The sequence below is a fragment of the Campylobacter sp. P0085 genome (assembly GCF_002139495.1).
GTDB classification, from domain to species: Bacteria; Campylobacterota; Campylobacteria; order Campylobacterales; family Campylobacteraceae; genus Campylobacter; species Campylobacter devanensis.
In genome coordinates, this window is record NZ_MJKB01000002.1 from 298,917 (window position 1) to 316,987 (window position 18,071).

Annotated in this window: 19 protein-coding genes; 8 read left to right on the forward strand and 11 right to left on the reverse strand. The window is 32.8% G+C overall.

Annotation, left to right across the window (positions count from 1 at the left end; all coding sequences use genetic code 11):
* Positions 1-98 precede the first annotated feature (98 nt).
* Positions 99-2,300: an endonuclease MutS2 gene (locus CIGNP85_RS03410; RefSeq protein WP_086286987.1), complete on the reverse strand. Its 2,202-nt coding sequence runs from the start codon at positions 2,298-2,300 to the stop codon at positions 99-101.
* A gap of 229 nt (positions 2,301-2,529) precedes the next feature.
* Here CIGNP85_RS03410 and CIGNP85_RS03415 point away from each other — a divergent pair, with 229 nt between their 5' ends.
* Genes CIGNP85_RS03415 through CIGNP85_RS03435 form a run of 5 tightly spaced genes read left to right on the forward strand, consistent with a single transcriptional unit; the run spans position 2,530 to position 6,516 of the window.
* A complete protein-coding gene (locus tag CIGNP85_RS03415; RefSeq protein WP_086286988.1) occupies positions 2,530-3,060 on the forward strand; it encodes an OsmC family protein in 531 nt (176 codons plus the stop codon).
* Positions 3,061-3,069: 9 nt separating this feature from the next.
* Positions 3,070-4,125, forward strand: a complete 1,056-nt coding sequence (locus CIGNP85_RS03420; protein ID WP_086286990.1) for an acyl-CoA dehydrogenase family protein — start codon at positions 3,070-3,072, stop codon at positions 4,123-4,125.
* Between the two features lie 12 nt (positions 4,126-4,137).
* Positions 4,138-5,055 (forward strand): ABC transporter substrate-binding protein, encoded by a 918-nt coding sequence (locus CIGNP85_RS03425; RefSeq protein ID WP_086286993.1) that lies wholly within the window; start codon positions 4,138-4,140, stop codon positions 5,053-5,055.
* Positions 5,052-5,786, forward strand: coding sequence for an ABC transporter permease (locus CIGNP85_RS03430; protein ID WP_086234375.1), 735 nt, complete (start codon positions 5,052-5,054; stop codon positions 5,784-5,786). Before CIGNP85_RS03425 ends, CIGNP85_RS03430 begins: the two co-directional genes overlap by 4 nt.
* Positions 5,773-6,516 (forward strand): ABC transporter ATP-binding protein, encoded by a 744-nt coding sequence (locus CIGNP85_RS03435; RefSeq protein WP_086224663.1) that lies wholly within the window; start codon positions 5,773-5,775, stop codon positions 6,514-6,516. The genes CIGNP85_RS03430 and CIGNP85_RS03435 overlap by 14 nt, the downstream gene beginning before the upstream one ends.
* A 25-nt stretch (positions 6,517-6,541) precedes the next feature.
* On the opposite strand, the gene CIGNP85_RS03440 is transcribed toward CIGNP85_RS03435, so the two are convergent.
* Complete coding sequence (locus CIGNP85_RS03440; protein ID WP_086286995.1) at positions 6,542-7,294, reverse strand: flagellin; 753 nt, start codon at positions 7,292-7,294, stop codon at positions 6,542-6,544.
* 121 nt (positions 7,295-7,415) lie between these two features.
* Between CIGNP85_RS03440 and CIGNP85_RS03445 the strand changes: the two genes are divergently transcribed.
* The 3 genes from CIGNP85_RS03445 to CIGNP85_RS03455 are packed head-to-tail and all read left to right on the forward strand — an operon-like array spanning position 7,416 to position 9,964.
* Positions 7,416-8,585, forward strand: coding sequence for an ATP-grasp domain-containing protein (locus CIGNP85_RS03445; RefSeq protein WP_179187361.1), 1,170 nt, complete (start codon positions 7,416-7,418; stop codon positions 8,583-8,585).
* Entirely contained in the window at positions 8,578-9,255 is a 678-nt protein-coding gene (locus CIGNP85_RS03450) for a class I SAM-dependent methyltransferase (RefSeq protein WP_086268460.1), read from the forward strand. The genes CIGNP85_RS03445 and CIGNP85_RS03450 overlap by 8 nt, the downstream gene beginning before the upstream one ends.
* 22 nt (positions 9,256-9,277) lie before the next feature.
* Entirely contained in the window at positions 9,278-9,964 is a 687-nt protein-coding gene (locus tag CIGNP85_RS03455; RefSeq protein ID WP_086268461.1) for a class I SAM-dependent methyltransferase, read from the forward strand.
* 4 nt (positions 9,965-9,968) lie between these two features.
* Here the strand turns inward: CIGNP85_RS03455 and hisD are convergent, their stop codons facing one another.
* From hisD to CIGNP85_RS03500, 9 genes are read right to left on the reverse strand one after another with little or no spacing between them, the layout of a single operon-like run.
* A complete protein-coding gene (hisD, locus tag CIGNP85_RS03460) occupies positions 9,969-11,249 on the reverse strand; it encodes a histidinol dehydrogenase (protein WP_086286998.1) in 1,281 nt (426 codons plus the stop codon).
* 51 nt (positions 11,250-11,300) lie between these two features.
* On the reverse strand, positions 11,301-12,029 hold the full coding sequence (locus CIGNP85_RS03465) for a YaaA family protein (RefSeq protein WP_086287001.1): 729 nt from the start codon (positions 12,027-12,029) through the stop codon (positions 11,301-11,303).
* Positions 12,004-12,513: an HIT family protein gene (locus CIGNP85_RS03470; protein WP_086227176.1), complete on the reverse strand. Its 510-nt coding sequence runs from the start codon at positions 12,511-12,513 to the stop codon at positions 12,004-12,006. The genes CIGNP85_RS03465 and CIGNP85_RS03470 overlap by 26 nt, the downstream gene beginning before the upstream one ends.
* Positions 12,510-13,283, reverse strand: a complete 774-nt coding sequence (gene trpC, locus CIGNP85_RS03475; RefSeq protein ID WP_086287004.1) for an indole-3-glycerol phosphate synthase TrpC — start codon at positions 13,281-13,283, stop codon at positions 12,510-12,512. The genes CIGNP85_RS03470 and trpC overlap by 4 nt, the downstream gene beginning before the upstream one ends.
* A complete protein-coding gene (locus CIGNP85_RS03480; RefSeq protein ID WP_086287006.1) occupies positions 13,280-14,521 on the reverse strand; it encodes a tetratricopeptide repeat protein in 1,242 nt (413 codons plus the stop codon). The genes trpC and CIGNP85_RS03480 overlap by 4 nt, the downstream gene beginning before the upstream one ends.
* On the reverse strand, positions 14,497-14,865 hold the full coding sequence (locus CIGNP85_RS03485; RefSeq protein WP_086287027.1) for a YkgJ family cysteine cluster protein: 369 nt from the start codon (positions 14,863-14,865) through the stop codon (positions 14,497-14,499). Before CIGNP85_RS03485 ends, CIGNP85_RS03480 begins: the two co-directional genes overlap by 25 nt.
* Positions 14,865-15,560, reverse strand: a complete 696-nt coding sequence (locus CIGNP85_RS03490) for a tRNA1(Val) (adenine(37)-N6)-methyltransferase (protein WP_086287008.1) — start codon at positions 15,558-15,560, stop codon at positions 14,865-14,867. The genes CIGNP85_RS03485 and CIGNP85_RS03490 overlap by 1 nt, the downstream gene beginning before the upstream one ends.
* On the reverse strand, positions 15,547-17,079 hold the full coding sequence (locus tag CIGNP85_RS03495; protein ID WP_086244717.1) for a hypothetical protein: 1,533 nt from the start codon (positions 17,077-17,079) through the stop codon (positions 15,547-15,549). The genes CIGNP85_RS03490 and CIGNP85_RS03495 overlap by 14 nt, the downstream gene beginning before the upstream one ends.
* A 2-nt stretch (positions 17,080-17,081) precedes the next feature.
* Positions 17,082-18,035 (reverse strand): NAD(P)-binding domain-containing protein, encoded by a 954-nt coding sequence (locus tag CIGNP85_RS03500; protein ID WP_086224218.1) that lies wholly within the window; start codon positions 18,033-18,035, stop codon positions 17,082-17,084.
* Positions 18,036-18,071: the final 36 nt, after the last annotated feature.

Sequence of the window (18,071 nt, forward strand, 5' to 3'; positions counted from 1 at the left end):
ACCGCTAACAGAGAGCCAAAAGCCAATTATATATGGATTTAAAATATTCATTAAAGCCCCCTTAATAAAACAGCTCCAAAATCCTCCAATTCTATCTATCATAATTTCACCACTTTACTACCAAATCCACCCTCGCTTGGCGCCCCATCTTTGAAGGCTTTGACGCTTGGATGGGATTTTAAAAACTCTTTTACGGCATACGCTAGCTTGCCTGTGCCGATACCATGCTTTATTAAAACCTCATCAAATCCCGCTATCAAGGCATCAGAGATAAATTTATCTAATTTTTCAATCGCCTCATCGCTCCTAAGCCCATGAAGATCTATCATCACGCTAGCAGAGTTTGGGCGAGATAGGCTTATATTTACGCTTTTTTGGTTATTTAATGGGCTTTGATTAGTAGCCTTTAAAAGCGATATTGGCACTCTTAAATTAACTCCATTGCTATCTATAATAGCATCATTTTTACTAAGGCTTAAGATCACGCCTTTAATCTTATCATATTTAACTCTATCGCCTACTTTTAGCTCTATTGGCTCACTTAAAATCGTAGGCTTTTGGATAGATTTTGCTATGAAATTTGCGTTATTTAGGCTTCTTTGTTTCTCTTTTGTATCTTTGAGATTTATCCCTCTTTTAGCCTCATTTATAGCTTTGTAAAATTCAGCTTCTAATGAGCTTAATCTCGCTCTTAGCGTCTCATCGGCTCTGATTTTAGCCTCTTTTAAATCCTTTAATAGCTCGTCTAATTTTAGCTCTTTTTCCTCTACGCTTTTAAGCTTTAATTTTAGCTCTAATTCTAAATTCAAAGCCTTAGATATCATCTCATTTAAATTCTCTTTATCATCGCCATAAGCGCTCTTAGCACTTGCTACAAGATTAGCTGGAATTCCATATCTACTAGCAGTCTCAAAGGCGTAAGATTTACCTATAATGCCTTTTAAAAACTCATATTTAGGGCGTGAGTTTTGCTCATCATATAGTGCGGCTATCAGCTCAACTTCGCTATTTTTAGCTAGTAGCATAGCAAGTCGTTTATGGTGAGTGGTTATAACCATTTTGATATCGCTACTCATCATTGAAGTTAGCAATACGCTATATAGACTAGCTGCCTCTTCAAAGTCCGTTCCTAGCTCTATCTCATCTACACCGATTAAAATCTGCTTTTTGCCTAAAATTTTAGAAAATCCTAGCATTCTACCAGCAAAAGTGGATATATCATTTTTGGAATTTTGCGGATCTTCTATTATAGCCTCAAACTCCTTAAAGCTACCAATGCTAGATTTAGCACTATTTATGCTCATAGGAAGTAGATATTTAGCTAGTAATGCCGCACTCAATATACTCTTTAATAGCATACTTTTACCACCGGCATTTACCCCAGTGATTAAGAGAATTTTACCACGAAAATCAACGCTAATACGCTTTGGATTTTTAAGTGCTGGATGGGCAAATTCGCTCAAAATTATATCTTTGCTAGAATTAGCTAAAACAAAGTTATAATCCCTGCTCTTAGCAAAACTCACCCTAGCAATCAAACTATCTATATAATCAAAAGCTGAATTTATAAATTTCAAAAATAGTAAATTTTTATGAAAAATAGCGCTAATTATCTTAGCATGCTCAAACAAAATCTCCTCTTTTTTATCAATTAGATCGCTCTGTTCACTCTTTAATTTACTGACAATATCAGGCAAAACATAGAAGTATCCACCGCTACTTCTAGCTATCACTGTGCCTTTTAAAGCGTGATTAAATCCGCCACGCACCAAAAGAGCTTCATTTGAGTTGATATAGTGAATTTGAGTATCGACTAGATATGGGCTTAAATGCTTGGTATAAATGAGCTTTTTTAAGCTCTCATCTATCTGCTTTTTTTTGTTTTTATAAGCTTCGTTTATAGATATTAAACGCTCATCAATGCTCTCTTTAAACTCTCCATTTTCATCAAAATACTCACAAATTTTATCAATACTAGATGGAATTTCAATCTTATCTAGATATCCACGCATTTTATCACCGAAATTTTGCGATTTTAGGTAGTTAAAATACTCTATAATCTTGCTAAATTCATATATCTCGCTGATATGTAAAACAGCTTGTTTAGATACTCTCATCAAGGCATCATCTAAATTTGATATCTCTTTTGGGCTTTTTAAATTTAGAGATGAAATTTCTTCTATTTTTTCATAATTTGCCCTGCTATCTCCACTTATAAAAAGCGGTTTAGGCCTAGCTAAAAATTCATTATACGCACTCAAATACTCGCTTAAATCCAACTTCTCAAACAGCTCTTCCATAAAATCTCGCAAAAAAATAATTTAAACCTCAATTATACTAATTTTGGCTTAAATCTATCCATTTTATGGGAGTTTGAATTAAATTTAACTTATCAAATTTAAATCTAAATTTAATAAATTTAAAAATATATTAAATTACTTTATATTGACAAATAGCTATCTTATTGATATAATTCTCATATTAAAAGATTAATATATCTTTTTACTATATTTTAATAAGGAGATAAAAATGGCAAATTGTGCTATAAATTCATGTACTAGACTAGATCCAATTGACAAAGCTGGTCTAGAGGCTCTAATCAAAGCTGGAAAAGAGAATCCAGATGTTATCAAGACACTTAAATGTCGCACAGTCGCAGAGGGTAAGTTTCGCCACGCAAACTACATAAGAAATCTACCTGCATACATAGTAGATGAGCCACCAACACTACTTGGAGAAGATACCGCACCAAATCCTAGCGAAGCTGTTTTGGCTGCTCTTGGAAGTTGTATAGCAGTAGGAATCCACGCAAACGCAATCGCTCAAAATATAGTTATTACCAAACTTGAAGTTGAGCTTGAGGGAGACCTTAATATAACTGCAGTTTGGGGAACTGGCGATTTAAGCCAAAAGCCACTTGGTTTTACAGATGTAAGGGTAAATGTGGTATTAGAAAGCAACGCTGATAAGGCTAAACAAGACGCCCTAATAGCCCACGCTTTAAAATACTCACCAGTAGCAAATACTTTGCTTAGAAATGTAAATTTAGAAGTTAAATAAGGATAAAAAATGGCACTACAAAAATTAGCAGAATTAGCACACTCTATAGATAAAGATGGAATTTACCCAAAAGAGTTATTAAAACAGATAGCTCAAAATGGTGATTTCGCTGTTTTAAAAACTAGAAGCGATATATACAAAGCTATAGAAAATATAGCGAAAATTTCAAATATTTGTGGAACTAGTGGATTTTGCATGTGGTGCCAATTTGCGATTATCTACTACTTAATAAATAGCGATAATCAAGAGCTAAAAAACGAGCTATTACCAAAACTATATAGCGGTGAAATTCTAGGTGGAACGGCACTATCAAATCCTATGAAGGCCTTTGCTGGGATTGAGAAAAATCATCTCAAAGCTACAAAAGTAGAAGGCGGATATATCATAAATGGCAATCTACCATGGGTATCAAATATCACTGAAGATAGCGTATTTGGCGCTATAGCCTTAGATGAAGATGATAAGCCTGTAATGGGCGTAATAAGAGTTGGCAAAAATGCTACTTTAAAATCAAATATCAAATACGCCGCACTTGAGGGCTCAGCTACAAAAAGCGTGGCTATAAAAGATTATTTTTTAGCTAGTAGCGATATTTTAGACACTAATATCTATGAGTATCTAATCAAAATAACTCCTGGATTTATACTCTTACAAACAGGTATAGCAGCTGGAATCATAAAAGCAGCCTTAGATGAGATAGAAAAATCAAACAAAACTCACGCTGATATAAACTCATATCTAAATATAAATTTAGATGAGTTAAGGGGCGAATTTAACAGTCTTTTAAATGAGATTAAGCTTATATCAGAAAATATCAAAAATATAGAGCCAATTAGGGTTTTAAAAGCTAGGTTAAATGGCTCACTACTAACTCAAAAGGTCACGAGCGCTGCGGTGTTGTTTTGTGGTGCTAAGGGGTATTTTGAGAAGTCTCATGTAGCAAGACTCCAAAGAGAGGGTAATTTCGTCCTTATAGTAACTCCTAGCATAAAGCACCTTTTAAAAGAGATAGCTCAAGTAGATGCTGGGCGTGGCTGCATAAAATCATGGCGAGAAAAATTATAAAAAGGATAAGATATGAATAGAAGATATGCACTTGGATTTTTAGCTGGTTTTTTGGCTCTTAGTGCGACTAAGAGTGTGGCAAATTCTAAATTTAAAAAAGGTATTAAGATAGGATATCTGCCGATTTGCGATCATTTGATTATAATCGCTAAAGATATCTTTAGTAGTGATGAGTTTGATATTGTTCCTATTAAATTTGCTAATTGGGCGGATTTGAGCGAGGCTCTAAGGGCTAAAGCAGTTGATGGGGCGTTTCTATTAGCTCCGCTTGGGCTTATGCTAAAAGGTAGTGGCGTAGATATCAAAGCCATTATGGCCGCACACAAAAACGGCTCATCTTTGGTGGTAAATAACAGCATTAAGACAATCAATGAATTAGAAGGCAAAAATATAGCAATTCCATCTAGATTTTCTAGCCACTACTATATCTTACACAAGCTTTTAAGCAAGAATAATATAAAAGTAAATTTAGTAGATATGGCACCTACTGAGATGCCTTTTGCCTTGTTAACAAATAGAATTGATGGATATATCGTTGCTGAGCCTTTTGGACAATTAGCCGTAAAAAGAGGTGCTGTTAATCTAATTTTAAGCAAAGATGTAGTGCCAAATCATATATGCTGTTTGCTTAATTATTCTAGCGAGTTAGCAAATTCCAAAATAGCAAATCAGCTAACTAAAGCATTTAAATTAGCAGCAAATTTTATAGAAAAAAACCATAGTGAAGCTGCTACTATAGGATCAAAAATTTTAGCTCAAGATGCAGATATCATAAATAAAATAATCGGTGAAAAAATCGTATCATATAGCGATTTAAAGATAAATAAAGAAGATCTAATAAACCTAAAAGAGTTTTTGATATCTCAAAATTTAGCAAATGATGGGCTAAAAAATTTAGATATAGATAGTTATTTAGTGGAGCAAGTATGAAATATATTTATCAAAGTATAGTTTTAGCTTTTGCTATATTAATATGGCATATATTTAGCTCTGAGCTAATTCCATCGCCTATGCAAGTTTTAGACGCATTTAGGCTAATAATAGATAATAATAGCTTACAAATTGGAATTATAGATTCGCTATATAGATATGGTATTGGGCTTATTTTGGGCGTTATTTTTGGGGTTATAATTGGTTTTATATTTGGGTTTAATCCAAAATTTGCTAGCGCCTTTGATCCGCTATTTAATATTTTGCGTCCTATCTCGCCAATTGCATGGGTGCCAATTATCTTAATAATATTTGGAATTGGAGATTTACCAACTATATTTATTATAGCATATTCAGTATTTTTCCCTATGGTATTATTATCTACAAAAGCCATAAAAGATCTACCTAGCCAACTAATAGTAGTAGCTAAAAATTTTGGTGCTTCTAAATTGCAAATTTTCACTGGAGTTATCATACCATCTAGTTTTTTATCTCTTATATCTAGCCTTAAATTAGCCGCAGCTCTTGCTTGGATAAATCTAGTCGTAGGAGAAATGTTAGGGGCTCAAACTGGACTTGGATATATGATTATCGATAGTAGAAATCAATTAAGAATAGATATATTAATAGCTACAATTATTACTATAGGTATCATTGGTATGATAATTAATACTATATTTGGATATATAGAAAAAGTAGTATCAAGGAGATATGGCTATGATAGAAATTAAAAATCTTAGAAAATCATTTGGCGATATTTGCGTTTTAGATGATATAAATTTAAAGATTAATAATGGTGAGTTTTGCGTACTTTTAGGCTCTAGCGGAAGCGGCAAAAGCACAATATTGAAAATTTTAAGCTCTCTTGAAAGCTTTGATAGTGGTGAGATTAAATTTGATAACGAGAGCTTTAAATCTCAAATTCCAAACTCCAAAGAGCGTCAGATAATAATGCAACACTACTGCTTAATGCCATGGCTTACTGCGCTTGATAATATCAAATTTGCTCTAAAGTGTTCTGGCTTAAAGAATAAAAAACTAATAGATGACATAGCCAAAAAATATCTAAGCCTAGTAGGGTTAAAAGATAAGATGAATTTATATCCAAATAGCCTAAGTGGCGGCCAATGCCAAAGAGTTGCGATTGCTAGAGCTTTAGCTCTTGATCCAAAGGTGCTATTTTTAGATGAGCCTTTTAGTGCTTTAGACCCAGTTGTTAGAGCAAATTTACAAACCGAGCTTAAAGAATTAACTAAAAATAAGCAAGTGATATTTGTAACTCACGATATTGATGAGGCTATACTTTTAGGTGATAAAATTGTGATTTTGCATGCTGGAAAGATAATTAAAGAGCTACAAAATCCTAAATTTACTCCAAATACTCCAAAATATTTTGAGCTAAAATCTGTAATATATAAGCTAATTAATGGCGAAATAGAAAATATAGAATATATGATATAAGATAGCCAAATTTGGCTATCTTTATCTATCTTAGAAGTGTTGATACTTGTTGAGCTAGTAAAGTCATATTGTGAGCAGCAGCTAATGTTGTGCTATTGAGCTGTAAATTTGATCTATTTAGATCGCTTAAATTTTTTACTACATCGTTATTTTGTAGCTGTGATTCACTAGCTTTGGCTGAATTTGATGCTGTGATAGAAGAGTTGATATTGCTTAAAAGCCCTTGCTGAGTGCTACCGATATCAGCTCTCATAGCATTAACGCTATCCTTAAAAGCAGCTATGCTATCTTGAGAGCTAATATCAATTGAGCTAATATTTGGACTATTTAGCGATATTGTAGTTGCAGAACTACCAGTTTGAAAGTTCATAGTCGAACCAAATATATTTTGACCATTAAAGCTAGTTGAATTTAGCATATCTTGCATAGATGTCTTAAGCGCTTGAGCCTCTTTTGTAATAGCAGCTCTTGAGTTACTATCCATAGCTAGACTATTTGAACGAATTGATAGTTCATTTAATCTATCAGCACTATTTGTTAAATTTTGTAATGCTCCATCAGCAATTTGTAAAACACCAATTGCGTCATTTGCATTGTTAACGCCTTGAGAGATGGCATTCGCATTGCTTAAAAGTGTATTAGCGATAACCATATTAGCACTATCACTACCGCTAATAGCACGATTTGCTGAGATATTATCCAAGGCTTTATTAGCACTATTTTGAGCATTGTTTAAATAGTAATTTTGCATACTATTTGAATAGTCATTTATCTTCATTTGATACTCCTTACTTTATTATTTTAAATTTTAACTAAATTTAGCTTAATTTTCACCTAATTTAGGGGTAAATTTAATAAGTTTAAGATATAATTTCGCCACAAAAATTTAAAGGAAATTCGTGGATAAAATCCCTGTGGCTTTGCTTATTGGTGCTAGTAGTGAAAGCTTAATTGCTATAGCTTATGCTAAAAAACTTGGACTAAGAGTTGTTGCCTTTGATATTAATCCTACAGCTCCAGGACTTAAAGAAGCTGATATATCATATAACGAGGATATCTCAAATCCAAATAAAATAATAGCAATTTTAGAGCGTGATGGATTAATACCAGTAGTAATTTTACCTGTACCAATTGGCAGATGTCTTAATACTATTGGTGCTTTAAATGACTATTATAATCTAAATGGTTTTAGTTATAAAATGGCAGATATTTGTACTGATAAGCTCAAATTTGCTACTGCTTTAGCAGATAATGAGGGATTAGGCTCTTTAAGAGATATAAAATTTGATATATTTGATCCAAATTTAAACCGCAATAAGATTAAATTTCCACTAATAATCAAGCCAAGATTTGGCAGTGGTAGCAAAGATACGATAGTTATTTCTAATCTTGATGAGCTTAAAAATATCGCTAAAAATATTAAATTTACTAAAATGGATTTTTTAATCGAAGAGTTTATAGATGGCTTAGAGTATGGGATTGACGCTGTTATTATCAATGGCGCATTTCATCATATTTTATTAAGACAAAAGCTATTAACCCCACTCCCATATAGACAGGCTATAGGGTATATTAGCATAGATGAAATTCCATCTATAAGTAGCTATATCCAAAATATAATAACCAAATTAAATATAGATAATTGTTTATTACACGCTGATATAATAACCAAAGATAATAGAGCATTTATCATAGAGCTATCTACTCGCCCAAGCGGGCATTATCTAAGTAAATTTATAGAGATTACAACTGGGATAAATCCTACAAAAGAGTGGATAAATAAGAGCCTAAATCTACCATATAACTTCAAGCCAAAATTTAGAAAAAATACAATAATACGCTATTTTGATTTTGAAGGCGACTGGATAGCGGCTGATTTTGACTTGCTTAAAGATAGCTTAGGGATTATAGATTATAGGTGCGAAATTAATTCGACACTACCAAAAGTTATAGATGGCTCTACCATAATGGATAGAGGCTATGCGATAATACAAACCAACTCAAAGGAGCAATCACTTATAAACACGCAAAAATTAATATCAAATTTTAAAAGGAAAATAGATGGATGAGATAATAAAAGCTCAAGAGCGCTCATATAAATTATGGGAGCAACATATATCTAACTCAATGCTACTATATCCAAATGAGTATTTGACTCGCTATATCTATGCTAATAGAAGGGATTTTAATAGTATATTGGATTTTGGCTGCGGTGATGGAAGGCACTTAGAGATGATAGCTAGGGCTGGACTAGAGCATATAATTGGCGTAGATTATAACCGTTCAGTGCTAGATATAGCTCAGCAAAGATGTCAAAAATATAATATCAAATGCGAGTTATATCAAAATAATCAAAACAAAAAATTAAACGAGCTAATAAAAGATGAGTTAGATTGCGTGGTTTGCTGGGGGATAACCCTTACTAATGCCTATTACGCCATAAGCGATATTTTTAAGCAATTTGCTAAAGTATTAAAGCCAAATGGCAAGGTGATAGCTAATTGGAGAGCGCAAGATGACTCACTATATGGCGATGGCAAAGAGATAGCTAAAGATACATTTATAATTGAGCGTGATAGCCACAAAGGAATGCTATATTATATCCCAAATTTAGATGATATAAAAGAGATTTATAGGGGTGCGAATTTAGAGATTATAAGCATAGATAGCGAGAGATTTACTACTGATAATGGCAAGATTATAAACTCATGGCATATCATAGAAGCCAAAAAAATTTAAAAGGAAATTTAAAAGGAATTTAATGAAAAATAGCGTAAATGATTATAAAGAGCATTTTGATTTTTGGGAGGATTTAGTATTAAGCGGAGATAGAATTTATCCTAGTGAGTTTGTTGTGAGATTTGCTTTTAAGAATAAATTTAAAAGTGTGCTTGATTTTGGCTGTGCTAATGGTAGGCACTTAGAGTGTTTTAGCAAGGCTGGTGCTACTAGATTAATAGGCATTGACCTAAATCAAAAGCCACTTGATCTAGCCAAAAGTAGATTAGAGCCGATCATAAATAGCCGTGGCGCCACACTAGAGCTATATAGTAACAAAAATAGAGATATTAATGAAATTTTAAAAGATATTAGAGTTGATGCGATACTTCTTTGGGAGATAGTATATTTATATACACCAAATATAGTTTTAAATCTTTTAAACTCACTCAAATCTCATCTAAATCCAAATGGCAAAATGCTTATAAATTTCATCAGCAAAGATGATAGCCTAAAAATCGACGCAAAGCCTTTAAGTGAGAATATTTATGAGATTACAGAGCCAACTCATAGGGGGTTGATTTTTACATTTTATGATTTAGATATGATTACAGAGCTTATGAGAAAGGCTGGTTTAAAAATAATATCTATAGAAAAAAACCACTATTGGCTAGATGGTGGAGCTATCAAGCATGACTATATCAATATTCAAGCCACGCATGATAGCTAAAAATTTAAACCCTAAACTCCACAGAAAGCTTATGAGCCTCTAGCCCTTCAGCATCAGCTAGAGCCATACAAGCCTTGCTAAGCTCATCAATTGCTCTTTTATTCATAGAGATTATAGAGCTTTTTTTGATGAAATTACTCACACTTAAAGGTGAGAAAAATCTAGCGCTACCGCCTGTTGGTAGCGTGTGATTTGGCCCAGCTAGATAGTCTCCTATCGCTTCAGGGGTATAGTGGCCTAAAAATATCGCCCCAGCGTGCTTGATGCGTGGTAGATACTCATATGCATTATCACACGCTATCTCTAAATGCTCCACAGCCAACTCATTCATCAATTCCACACACTCATCCATATCACGAGCGACGATTATAGCGGCTTTATTATCTATACTTGCTTTGGCTATCTCATATCTTTTTAAATTTGGCAATAATCTTTGAATTTCACTATTAACCTTAGTAGCAAACTCATCACTAAAAGTAATTAAAAAGCTACTAGCTATCTCATCGTGCTCAGCTTGGCTTAATAGATCGATAGCTATGTGAGTAGGATTAGCACTCTCATCAGCTATCACACCTATTTCACTTGGACCTGCTATCATATCTATATTTACATCGCCATAAACCATCTTTTTAGCCGTTGCGACAAAGATATTACCAGGGCCAGTAATTACATCAACTTTTTTAATACTCTTAGTCCCATACGCCATAGCCGCTATAGCACTAGCGCCACCTACTTTATAGGCGTTTTTAATACCTAAAAGATGCATAGCACCAAGCAATAAAGAATTAACCACACCACCAACAGCAGGAGTACAAACCACTATATCCTTCACCCCTGCTACTATAGCTGGGACTGCATTCATAATCAATGAGCTAGGATATGCGGCTTTGCCACCTGGGATATATAGCCCTGCTCTATCTACTGGCGTTACCTTTTGACCTAAGAGCGCACCGCTAGGCTCAAAGTCTATCCATGACTTTTCTACCTGTTTTTCGTGGTAAGATTTTATCCTTTTATATGCTACTTCTAAGGCGTTTTTAAGCTCACTATCTAAAGCTTCATAAGCACTTTTCATCTCATCAGTGCTTATAGCTAGATTATCTTTTACTTCCCATTTATCAAATTTAGCTATTTGGGTTTTTAATGCCTCATCGCCATGGGCTTTAATCTCATTTATAATACCATTTACAATTGGCATTACACTTTGTATATCCATATTTGAGCGATTGACTAATGAGTTAAACTCATCTTTAAAATTTGCTTGATTGCTATATAAAATTTTCATAAATATCTCCTTGAATTTACAAAATTATACTCTATTTTAAACAACTTAATCTTAATCACCATTAATTTCAAAAATTAACTCGAATTTTAATTTTGTCTTTATAATATTTAATAGACTTAAATTTGGAAATTTAATCTCCATCAACTCATCAAAACTCTTAGCCCCATTTAACGCCAAATAACGCAAAATAATCCCCCGATAATGCTTAGCAAAGTGGCTGATAGCTCTACCATTTTTTAGGAATTTCATAGTTGTATATGGGGATTTAATAGAGTAGAATTTATCATAATATCCAGCCCTAAGATCCAATACCTCATCGCCACCCAATAACTCATCTAAAGCGGTATTAAGCCTAGTTTTATAATACTTTACACTATCTATATCGCCTATCATTTGACCTTGCTTAAGCTTATAAAATCTAACATAATCCCCAGCCCTTAACACCCCATAAAGATTAGAAAATATCAATAAATTCTCATCAATATATCTAGCTGATTTTTCATCTAAACTTGGATAATCCAAAGCATCATACGCCACACCATCATACAAAAGCACAGCCTTGTGATAGAGATTTTGGACTGATAAACTCGCTATTTTATCAATCTCTTTAGACTCTTTAATCCCAAAAATCTCGCTTAAAGCTCTCTCATCTTTGCTATTTAAAATTTCATAATATCTATTTAAAATTTCATCTCTATCACAATTTATAGCCATCAAAGCCGATTTAAGCGGATTTGGCGTTGGCTTTTTGCTCTCACTTGGCGAAAATAGTATTTTCACAACTTAGCCTTTGAAATTCATCTTTTAAGCTCTTAAATTGCTCCATAAACGGAACTCCATGAACTCTAGTATATCCTATAGTTGTAATGAAATTTGTATCTCTTTGCCATCTTGGGACAAGATGATAGTGTATATGCTCAGCTATCCCAGCGCCAGCTGCTGCACCTAAATTCATACCGATATTGACTCCATTAGCATTTAAAACTCTCTTTAACACATCTACACCGATTTGGACTATTTGACTCATCTCTAACCAAATTTGAGTATCTAAGCTCTCAATATTATCTATATGCTCATATGGAATTACCATAAATTCGCCCAAGGTATATGGATATCTATTCATCAAACCAAAGCAATTTTTAGCCCTAAATAGCATAAAATTCTCACTATCTCTATTCTCATTAGCAATCTTACAAAAGACACATTCGCAATCCTTTGGTCTAGAAAAATACTCCGCTCTCCACGGCGCAAACTCATCTATCATTTAACACCCCTTATATCCATTACCGCTTGGTATATATCATCTTGACGCATAAAATGCTCACCTATTAAAAACCCCCTAATGCCATTTTGATTTAAGCTCAAAATCTGATTATATGAGTATAATCCACTCTCAGCTACCACCACTCTATCTGATGGTATAAGCTCTTTTAGCTTTAAGCTAAGCTCCATATCCATATCAAAGGTTTTTAAATTTCTATGATTTATCCCTATAAGTTTAGCATTAGTTTGTAAAGCTTTTTCTAAATCTTCTTCATCGTGAATTTCCATTAATACGGTTAAATTTAGCTCATTAGCGTAATTTGATAACTCTATTAAGCTCTTTGTATCTAAAGCCTTCGCAATCAACAAAATCATATCCGCACCATAAATTCTAGCTTGAGCAATCTGATATCTATCTATGATAAAATCCTTTCTAAGCAAAGGCAAATTCACAAATCTACGCACCAATCCCAAATACTCAATACTACCTAAAAAATAGTGTGGCTCACATAAAATACTTATCGCCCACGCTCCGGCTCTTTCATACTCCAAAGCTATTTGCAGTGGATCAAAATTATCCCTTATAACTCCCTTGCTAGGACTTGCCTTTTTAACTTCAGCTATGATATTTATCCCATCTTTAAGGCTTTTAAGCGGATCAAGTGGGCTATGTGAGTGGCTTAGGGCTTTTTGTAATATATTAAATGGTAGCTTCTGTTTTTGCTTCTCAAGATCAAATTTGGTTCTATCAATAATCTGATTTAATATCATTTTTTACCTTTTATACACTTTGTAATCTTATTATAATGAGATTTGAATTCATCTTGCTTCAAATACTCTGCGCCGATTTTTTCGATCCAATCAATAGCCATATCGCACTTTTTAAGCTTATAATATCCCCAAGCTATTGAGTCTATTATATATGGCGACTTAGGATTTAGCTCATAAGCCTTTAATGCTAGTTCAAGACCTTTAGAGATGTTAATATCATGATCGATTAATATATATCCATAATAATTATAATATACTGAATTATCTAGTTCATAAACAGACTCTTCAAAAAGCTTTATAATCTGTTCTATATTTTTAGTTTTGCTAAATTCATACTTATATATCGCCATTTTGGCTTTATAATCTTTGTTATCAGTTAACTCATAGAGTTGCTCTGCTAAGGCATAGGCCTCTTTATATTCTCCTAGCTGAGCATAAATTTGCGAAAGCAAATCATCGTTAAATTCATACTTTTTAAGCACTCTTTTGGCCTCTTTAAAATCCTCTTTATATAGCAAAATCTCAAGCGCATTAACAAGATACTGACTAGCTTCATTTTCTAAATATAACTTTTCATAAATTTTTACCATATTATCAAAATCGGCTAAATTTGAGTATAAATCTAGCAAGACATAGCAAGTTCTTTGACCACAACCATTTTGATTTATCCACTCATTTGCAATCTTAGTAGCCCCAACACTATCGCCTAAGAAATCGTTAAAAATGCTAACTATACGTATCATATTATCTTCGCTTTGGTCTATCTCATAGGCTTTTTTATATAGCTCCATAGCACGCTTTTTATCATCTTCAAAAGCATAGATATTAGCTAATAAAATATAATTTTGGCTACTTTTATCTTTTTTGATTAACTTTTTAGCAAGCTGCTTAGCCTCTTTGAGTTCATAAATTGACAAAGCATAACCGATTTTTAGCCTTAGCGTTTGAGCATCATCGCCCTTTAGCTCATCCATTAATTTATATAACGAATTTGATTTTGCACTTAAAGCTAGTTTAGCAGACTCTTTTAAAAAGACCTCATTTTGACTCTTTTGATATAATTGATAGAATAAATCACTAGCCTTAGCGACCTCGCCATCTTCTACCATCAAATAGGCGTTGATAATCTCTAAATCGCTATTATCTTCTACATCATAAATAGTGCTAAAATGTGGCTGACCTACTCCACAACCACACAAGAAAAAAGCTAAAGCTATAACTGCCTTACGCCAATACATTCCATCTCCAACTCTTTATAATTTTTTTTAAAATGCTCCCAAAATGGGAAGGTTCTACACTGCTTAGGTCTATACTCATATATAGAGCAATTTTTATTTTTCTCATCAAAAAATATACACGCCCAGCCATTTTGATATGGTTTTTCTTTAATACTATACTTATTATCAAATTTTTCTAAAAATATCTCTTTAATAAGCTCTGGCTTATAGCCTAAACACTCACCCAAACTTCTAATCTCATCTTCACTAATCCATATATACCCACTCTCGCCAGTGCAGCATTTACCACCGCACTCATCGCATTTGCTAGAGTCAAACTCATAATTAAACCCATCTTGCCTTATCACTTATAAACCTTACTTATAGTATTTGCTTTTTTAAAAATCTCTTTTGTCTCTATGCTAAATTCATCCCCATCAAAAACCACCAAAGGTGGCAAAATCTCACATAAAGATTTACTACTCTTTTTAGCCTCAAATAGTGCTAGTTTAGCGTTTTGACCTCTTTTAGAATGGACAAATCTAAGCTTTGTTAAATTTAGTTTAAATTTAACCAATAATACTAAAATCCATCCAATTTGCTTTGCATCATAGCAAAAATATAGCACACCTTTTGGTTTTAGATTTCTATTAGCCCCAGCTAAAAATTGCTCAAGACTTAAAGAGTCATTATATCTTGAGTTTGCTATATGTTTATTTTGGCTTTTTGTTACTCCAAAGTGATAAAATGGCGGATTAGATATGATAAAATCAAATTTAATCTCACTTTTAAACTCGCTAAAATCTCCTGTGATAAACTCTGCAGTAATACCATTTACACTAGCATTATACTGGCTAATTTGTACATTTATAGGGTTTATATCTATACCTTTTAAGATTACACTGCTATCACGAGCAACCAAAAGCCCTAAAATCCCACATCCGCATCCAACATCTAAAATCTCACCCCTAATCCTATCTGTGATAAAATCATACAAAAAGAGAGTATCGCTATTATATCTATACCCATTTTCAAGCTGATAAAGCTCAAGCTGACTCATTATTATCTCTATTTATCTCTTGGGTTTTGATATTTTTTATTAGCTCTTCATAATATTTTTTTTGATTTTCTATCTCTTTACTATGCTCTTTTTTATTCATTTCAATAGTATCTTTAGCTTTTTTTATAATAGTTGCAATTTGTGAGTTTAACTCACTATTTTTAATCTCTAAGTCTGTAATTTTTGAGTTTAATAGCTCATAATTTGCCAGCTTTTTAGTGTTATTCATATCGCTTTTTAGGCTTAAAATTTGCGATTTTAAGCGTTCTATCTCTTTATCCTTACTGGCTGTTTTTTTCTCTAGTTCATCTATTTTTTGTGCGCTTTTATTGGCGTCTCTTATGTTAAATTCAATCTTTTTTCTTAAATCAATTATTGAATCTTTATACTCTTTTTCTTTATTTTTTAACTCTTTTTTATAATTAATCTCTTGATTTACTAGTTTTGCATTTAAGCTAGCAATTGTCATATTTTGATCTTTTAGACTCTTTTCATACTGCTCTTTTATCTTTTTATCGCTTGCAGTTTGAGTCGTTTTATAGCTATTTTGTAGATCTTTTTTGAGCTCTTTTAGCTCTTTTTCTTTATTATCATTTATATTTTTTATAGTTAAATTTAGTTTTTTTATCTCTGAGTTTTTACTATTTAATTCATTAAAATATTCACTCCTTTGCCTATCGATTTGCGCTTGGAGTTCGCTTACATTTTTAGCATTTTGGTTTTGAAGATCAATAAGCGCTAGAGTTTGAGAATGCATAAGTTGATTTATCTCCTCATTTTTGCTAGTTATCTCTTTTTTTAGCGTATTTATCTCCTTTTCTTTTGCACTTAAATTACTATTAGCCTCACTATTGGCTTTTAAATTTTGTGCCTTAAGTGCTGCTATTTCATCACTTAATTTTTGATTACTATTTTGAAGATTTTGATTTTCTAGCTTCTCTTTCATAGCGCTATTTTTTACCATCTCATCAGCTACGATTTTAGACTTTTGAAGTTTAGAGTTTAACTCATCAACATTACTTTCTAAATTTACAATTTTCTCTTCATATTTTTTGATACTCTCTATACTTTGAGCCTGTAATTCATTTATTCTTTTTGTTAATTCGTTGATATTTTCTTGGTGCTGAGCTTGCGCAGATTGCAAGGCTTCATTATAGTTATTTTGAGCATTTTTATCAGCATTTATTAGAGCTATTTTTTGGCTTTCAACCTCTTTTGCTAGCTCTAAATTTTGCCGCATCAACTGAGCATTATCACTTAATAAAACCCTATTATCACGAATTGCAATCTCTAGGTTATGTTTGAGCAAATTTGGCTCATTTGGTATCTCTAGGACATCACTTTGGATATTATTACCACGCACCTCAAGCCACGAAAAATAATCCCCAAGTGCCTCATATTCAGATTTTAAGACATATCTATTTTGTTCGCTAGGGCTTAAATCATCAAAGCTAACTTGCTTATCATCTCCGCAGCCAACTAGCAATGCGCCAACTAGAAAATACCAAATTTTACTCACTATTACGCCTTATTTATTATATAATTAATAATTTTATGTGCATCATTTAGTGCTGATACAATGCTGGCTCCATTTTTACTAGCGATATCACCACCTACATATAGGCCTTTTACATTAGTTTGTAAGTTTTCATCTACGATTGGCTTAGTATCGCTATCAAGCTCTATGCCACATTTTTGTAAAAAATCAACCGGAGTTGAACCGCCAATTGCATATATAATTCTATCATATATAACTACACTTCCATCGCTATAGCTTACTGATACTTTACCATTATCATTTTCTATACCTGTAATATCTACACCTAATTTTAAAGTTAGCTTGCCATCTCTTGCGCTATCTTCTACAGCAGCTAGATTTATATCATTTAATCTAGTAAATGTAGATCTTCTATAATTTAGCGTTACATCATTGCAACCGCTTAAATCTACAGCATATTCAGCTGCTGAGTTTCCGCCACCTACTACAATGATTTTTTCACCGCAATTACAATTATTTAAATTATAATTTACAACTTGGATTAATGAAGGTGGAATTTTATATTCTGGCTTATTTGGTTTACCCATTCTACCGATTCCTACCATTACATTTTTAGCTTTAAATACGCCTTTTGCTGTAGTTACAATTAGCAGATCGCCATCTTTTTTTACACTTTCAACCTCAGCATTAAAAACTGCTTCAATATCGCCATCATCAAGTAGCTTATCAAAATAATTTAATGTGCTTTCTTTTGTTCCATCAAAGAACTCTACGCAGCCTCTTGTCTCGCTCTCTAAACCTTTATAAACCTTATCTACACGCTTACCATCTTTGTAGAATTTGCGAATTGTTTGAGAGTGATTATCGCCTTTTTCTAAAAGAAGAACATTTTTAAATCCTGCTTTTTTAGCCTCAACTACTGAAGCGATACCAAAAGGACCGCCACCAATAACTACCACATCATATAAATTTTCCATATTTTTCTCCATTTATTATATTTTTAAAACATAAAA

Coding starts and splice junctions, on each gene's coding strand:
- CIGNP85_RS03410 (WP_086286987.1), bottom strand. CDS start 2,300: ATGGAAGAGCTGTTTGAGAAGTTGGATTTAAGCGAGTATTTGAGTGCG.
- CIGNP85_RS03415 (WP_086286988.1), top strand. CDS start 2,530: ATGGCAAATTGTGCTATAAATTCATGTACTAGACTAGATCCAATTGAC.
- CIGNP85_RS03420 (WP_086286990.1), top strand. CDS start 3,070: ATGGCACTACAAAAATTAGCAGAATTAGCACACTCTATAGATAAAGAT.
- CIGNP85_RS03425 (WP_086286993.1), top strand. CDS start 4,138: ATGAATAGAAGATATGCACTTGGATTTTTAGCTGGTTTTTTGGCTCTT.
- CIGNP85_RS03430 (WP_086234375.1), top strand. CDS start 5,052: ATGAAATATATTTATCAAAGTATAGTTTTAGCTTTTGCTATATTAATA.
- CIGNP85_RS03435 (WP_086224663.1), top strand. CDS start 5,773: ATGATAGAAATTAAAAATCTTAGAAAATCATTTGGCGATATTTGCGTT.
- CIGNP85_RS03440 (WP_086286995.1), bottom strand. CDS start 7,294: ATGAAGATAAATGACTATTCAAATAGTATGCAAAATTACTATTTAAAC.
- CIGNP85_RS03450 (WP_086268460.1), top strand. CDS start 8,578: ATGGATGAGATAATAAAAGCTCAAGAGCGCTCATATAAATTATGGGAG.
- CIGNP85_RS03455 (WP_086268461.1), top strand. CDS start 9,278: ATGAAAAATAGCGTAAATGATTATAAAGAGCATTTTGATTTTTGGGAG.
- hisD (WP_086286998.1), bottom strand. CDS start 11,249: ATGAAAATTTTATATAGCAATCAAGCAAATTTTAAAGATGAGTTTAAC.
- CIGNP85_RS03470 (WP_086227176.1), bottom strand. CDS start 12,513: ATGATAGATGAGTTTGCGCCGTGGAGAGCGGAGTATTTTTCTAGACCA.
- trpC (WP_086287004.1), bottom strand. CDS start 13,283: ATGATATTAAATCAGATTATTGATAGAACCAAATTTGATCTTGAGAAG.
- CIGNP85_RS03480 (WP_086287006.1), bottom strand. CDS start 14,521: ATGTATTGGCGTAAGGCAGTTATAGCTTTAGCTTTTTTCTTGTGTGGT.
- CIGNP85_RS03490 (WP_086287008.1), bottom strand. CDS start 15,560: ATGAGTCAGCTTGAGCTTTATCAGCTTGAAAATGGGTATAGATATAAT.
- CIGNP85_RS03500 (WP_086224218.1), bottom strand. CDS start 18,035: ATGGAAAATTTATATGATGTGGTAGTTATTGGTGGCGGTCCTTTTGGT.